The organism is Neolewinella litorea (assembly GCF_004803465.1).
Classification (GTDB): Bacteria; Bacteroidota; Bacteroidia; order Chitinophagales; family Saprospiraceae; genus Neolewinella; species Neolewinella litorea.
Genome location: NZ_SRSF01000021.1, coordinates 1 through 4,971 on the forward strand (window position 1 = coordinate 1; position 4,971 = coordinate 4,971).

Below are 4,971 nucleotides of genomic sequence, written 5' to 3' on the forward strand. Positions count from 1 at the left end.
GGCGGGTCACCAAGACCAAGGGGTCGTTCACTTCCGACACGGCGCTGATGAAGCTGCTGTACCTCGTCCAGCGCGACGTCACCGCCAAGTGGCAAAAGCCCATGCACAACTGGAACCGGATCCTGGCCCAGCTGGCCATCCTGTACGACGACCGATTGCGCCTGGACCTCTGAGCCGGCGGCGCAAGCCCTCCCGGCCCTGGTTCTAGAACCAGGGCCGGGAGGGCTTGACTTCCTTCTTCTTTTCCCTTAATCTTTAATCCTAAGAATTACCCTTGACACACTTTATGCAATACTCCCAAACCTATTTTTCTGGGCATTTTTCCTGGGTATCAGTGGGATACCCATAAGATACGGCTATAAAATCGGAAAGTATACTTTTTGCACACTCTGACGGGGGCCTACCCGACGGCCGCCTTCACCAGCAATTTAAGCGGGTGTCGACATCCATTGAACCCGCCTTTGAAGCAATGATAGTACCCACAAACTGAACCGGCGGCTGAACGTGGTAGGCAGTGTTGTGTGCATTCATTAAGATTTATCTAATAATTCCTATTGTTTTATCATTTTTTTCACCATACTTCCACGCAGTAAAAAGGGAATTGGTAGACGGATCGAGCTCATGATTGAGTAGAGTTTGCATGAACTTTTTAACTGAAACACTCTCACCCACTAACTCTCTCTTTAAAACAATATGTGCTCTTCTACATAGAGGAGCAGTATCCACCGTACCATTTCCAAAATTATATGGCTCTGTTGATACTATATTTCCTGGTTCACAAGATAATATTACTGGATTGTCGCCTACCATCAAATTGTAGGCAATTAGTATTTCATATGTTTGACGCATCAGAGTATCTAATGTTTCCAACCCCAAATTATCAATAACGTAACTGTCTAACACTTGGTCATCGACCAATTCACCTTCTTGACAGGAGTCAAACATGAGAATATAGTCTAAATTCTGTTCATCCAAAAACTCTTTTACCTGGAGTGGCGATATAGTGTTTTCAAGCCAATCCATGTAATCATAATCTTTCGTATTATCAATATCAAAATCAGTTGGTGGAATGTATAACCCTTTGCTGAGTCCTGATGTAAATCCATGTCCGGCGTAGTAAAATATTACCAATGGATTGCTTGAGCGACTCTTTCGAATTAACTTAACAAGCCCATTTAGTGATTTATTTATAAGCTTATCGGTCATAGGATGGCTTACATCCGTTATAACTTTTAAACCGTCTACTGCTCCCAATTCATCAAACAAATTGGACATTTCTGTCGCCCCTACCTCTGCAGCATCTAAGTTGCCAAGATTGCTGTATACAGGTGAGCCCATGGAAAGATAAAACAAATCATATTTTTGGGCTGTTATGCATCCTATTTGTACTAGGATCGTAACGATTGCTAAGTTGATTGCCTTAATCATCGAATAGAAGTTGTTGACGTTTTTTGAGAGAGGCAGATAGACCTTTCATCATATCGATTTGCTTCCTTTTCAAGAAGTGAGAATCCTTTATTCCTTGACGAAAATCATTTAATGATTCACGATACTCAATCACCTTTGCCTCAACCTCCGGATCCTCCACTACAACTAAGGCTGAATAATAAAGCCGATCCAATTTTTCTTCCAAGCTATCTAAAGCTATTGAATCATTTCTGAATATTATTATATCTGCGGAAACTTGTTGTAAATCTGTATATACCTTTAGCCTTTCTTCCCACAGTCGCCATCGGAACTCATGCGTTTCATTAAAGAACTGCCGTTGTTGAAACTCAATTATACCCCAAATGAAGCCACCCGCTGCAATAAGGGCAGCAACAATTTTTGAAATCGCATCAACATTTTTCACTATATCTATTTTTCTATATAGTAGTAAGCGATTGATGGCAACCCCTTTTCTTTGCTTAACTTCTTCAATCGAAGAGTTTTTGTCCTTGTACCGCCTTCATTACGAAAGTATATATCAACCATATAATTTACTCCTTTAACTACTAAGTATATTTCATCATCATTTATCTTTTTTATAGTCCACACAGTATTTTCAAACGAGGCAAAACTGCACAAATTACCACTAACGGTTTGACCTTTACTTTCAAATATAAGAGTATCGGACATACATTCTTCGCTGGTTATATTTCTTGACCCCATAGTCTCTACAACTTTCTGAAATTTCCAAACTTTGATACTGTCGTCAGTGAGATCAATTTTTGTATTTAGATCAACTTCCGATTGACTGAACACACCAAGACTAAGCAGAACATACATTAAGGTACTGACAAATTTCATATCAAGCATATTTTATTTATAAACCCTCTGCCAATACAATATAGTTGATAAAACCCAGAAGAAGCAATTTTGTCATATAAAATTATTGTTAATATATAACTAATTGGCATTGATCTGGTGTAGGTTCATTGCCCACAACGTGAGCTGCCCACACAGCTCCGGGATTTGGAATGATGTTGAGGCGTAGCCTCAAAAAATATTTCAAATGGTGGAGTTGCCGAAGGTAAGGTGTTCACGGCCATTAAGCTAAGCATTTGATGGTATTACCGTGCTCCCGAACTTGGGAGAATGACCCACGCCCTGACCCGCTTTCTCAGCCTCCTGCGCAGCTTCCCCGACCTCACCGAAGAGCAACGGGCCCAGTATATCGTCGATCCCCACCGTCGCTTCACCCGCAGCAGCCCACTGACCTTCCGGCGCACGGTGGCCTTCATCCTGCAGTTGGTACGTAAATCCACCGCCGTAGAGCTGCACGATTTTTTCGGTTACCTGGGACTTGCCCCGGTGACAAAGTCGGCCTTTGCCCAGCGCCGCAGGTACATCCGTCCCGCCTTTTACCGCGACTTCTTCTACCGTTCGGTCACGGATTTTTATGCCTGCTTCCGCCACGCCCGCCGCTGGCGCTCCTACCTGCTCTTCGCCGTCGATGGTACGGGTCAGACCCTGCCCCGCGAGGGTTGGATCGGTGAGGCCTTTGGCTTCCACCAGAACCAGCACGACAATGTCCCCTCCACCCGCATTCTGCTTACTTACGACCTGCTCAACCGCATTATTCTGCGGGCCGATTTGCACACCCAAAACAGCGGCGAGATCCGCCACGCCTACCCCAACGTCGAACGCTTACCCCAAGACGCCATCTATATCTACGATCGCGGCTACGCCGGCTACGGGCTGCCCTTCCTGCACCGCCGCCACGGCTCCGACTGCATCATCCGCCTGCCGATCGATATGAGTCCCGAAGTGCGCGACTTCGTGCGCAGCGGCGAGCCCGACCGCCTCATTATTGTGGAACTAAAGGACCGCGCCTACCGTACCCTGCGCGACCTGGGGCAGCAGCCCGTCTGGCGCCAACCCCTGGAACTGCGCCTCGTGCGCGTCGAGCTCAGTATGGGAGAAGTGGAGGTTCTCCTGACCACCCTGATGCACCGCCGCCGCTTTCACTACCGGCGCATCGGGGAGCTCTACGGCCTGCGCTGGGGCGTGGAGACGGGCATCTCCCACCTTAAGTCTTTCCTTCAGTTGGCACTGACCTCAGCCTACACCCAGCCAGGCGTAGAGCAAGATCTCTGGTCAACCTTCTGGTTTTACAACGTGCAGAGCGCCTGCCTCCTCGACCGGGAGCTGGTCAAACAAGCCCGAACCAAAGACCGTAAATACAGCTACCGGATCAACCGCAACGGCTTCACCAAGGGGCCCCTTCCCCTTGCTTCGCTTCGGACTGATCAAGCGGTGGCTACCCACCCTCTTCCTGGACGGCGTACAGCGCTGGCGGGCCCGCACCAAAGTCCTGCTAGATGAACTGGTTCAGTACCTGGAACCCTATAGGCCCCGCCCGAGCCGTGCTCGTATTAGACGGATCATGCGGAGTCAGGACCGACACGTTTACGAACCCAACTATCGCTCGGCACTCTAATGGACTACCAAGGCAGCAGGTCACGGCACGGGCCGCCTCACGGCCGGACGGGGACGCTATACCCTAAAGTTACTTTCCAACCTGGCTCGCCGCAATAGCGGCCGAAGAGTAGCCCTGATGGAGGCTCCGGTATGGCGCTTAGTCGCTTAGCTTAATGGAGTTGGCGCAATGTTGGGCGATTCTTCAAAACCACTTGCTTTTATAGTTGACTAAGGTTTTGAAATCTCTTGAGTATGCTATAAGACTACATATTGAGTTTTAGCTTACCAGTATTTGTAAGTACGTTTAGTTAATTCTTCCATTACCCTTCCGTTATGGTATTTAGAAGTGGTGACTATGTCAACAACGTGATCAATGTTGTATTGAACCTCGCGATAGACCCAAGTACCATATTTCTTTCCTTCTATATACTTACCTGTCTCTATAAGTATTCCGGTGCGTGAATAGAGACTATAAGACCCATTTAGCTTTCCGTCTTGTATTGTATATTCTAGTAAGGGAGCTTTGTATGATGTATCTATGGTTTCCCCGTCATAGTACCTTGTTGGCTGCTTGAACTCGTAATACCCATCTACGCCAGTTGAAACCGAAGTCAAATATTTATTCCACTGCTGAAACTTTTTAGGATCGCTGTGTTCCGATACGGTTTTAGTGCAATCTTCTCTATAGGTAAAATAACGATCATCGTCGCGGTAAGCGCTTACTATTGATTTACTTCCTATCTGATCTTCGAAGCCGCACGATGCACTACTAGGCTGTGTCTGAAAAATGTCTAGCGCCTACTTTTGGGGTATGCGTAGGTACGAAATTACGGATGAACAATGGGCGGCTATCGCTCACCTTTTTCCAGTTCGCCCCGCTGGAGCTAGAGGTCGACCCAGTCGCGATCACCGCACGATGCTGAATGGTATCCTCTGGGTACTCTTCAGTGGGGCGGCGTGGCGTGACATTCCAGCCCGATTTGGTTCATGGCAGACCGTTTATGACCGGTTTCGCCGCTGGAGCAAGGACGGCACCTTTGACGCAGTGTTGGACGAACTCCAGTGGAA

5 protein-coding genes are annotated in these 4,971 nt (G+C 47.3%); 2 read left to right on the forward strand and 3 right to left on the reverse strand.

From position 1 onward, the window contains the following. Positions 1–537: 537 nt before the first annotated feature. The 3 genes from E4021_RS17745 to E4021_RS17755 are packed head-to-tail and all read right to left on the reverse strand — an operon-like array spanning position 538 to position 2,289. A complete protein-coding gene (locus tag E4021_RS17745; protein ID WP_136460824.1) occupies positions 538–1,428 on the reverse strand; it encodes a caspase family protein in 891 nt (296 codons plus the stop codon). Beyond that, the gene (locus E4021_RS17750) at positions 1,421–1,852 is read right to left on the reverse strand and encodes a hypothetical protein (protein WP_136460825.1); all 432 of its coding nucleotides are present in this window, start codon (positions 1,850–1,852) and stop codon (positions 1,421–1,423) included. Before E4021_RS17750 ends, E4021_RS17745 begins: the two co-directional genes overlap by 8 nt. Before the next feature lie 5 nt (positions 1,853–1,857). Continuing rightward, a complete protein-coding gene (locus E4021_RS17755; RefSeq protein WP_136460827.1) occupies positions 1,858–2,289 on the reverse strand; it encodes a hypothetical protein in 432 nt (143 codons plus the stop codon). Between the two features lie 288 nt (positions 2,290–2,577). On the opposite strand from E4021_RS17755, the gene E4021_RS17760 reads away from it, so the two are divergent. Then, on the forward strand, positions 2,578–3,807 hold the full coding sequence (locus E4021_RS17760; protein WP_136460829.1) for an IS4 family transposase: 1,230 nt from the start codon (positions 2,578–2,580) through the stop codon (positions 3,805–3,807). Positions 3,808–4,714: 907 nt separating this feature from the next. Beyond that, a partial coding sequence (locus tag E4021_RS17765) for a transposase (RefSeq protein ID WP_136460831.1) occupies positions 4,715–4,971 on the forward strand: 257 nt, incomplete at its 3' end.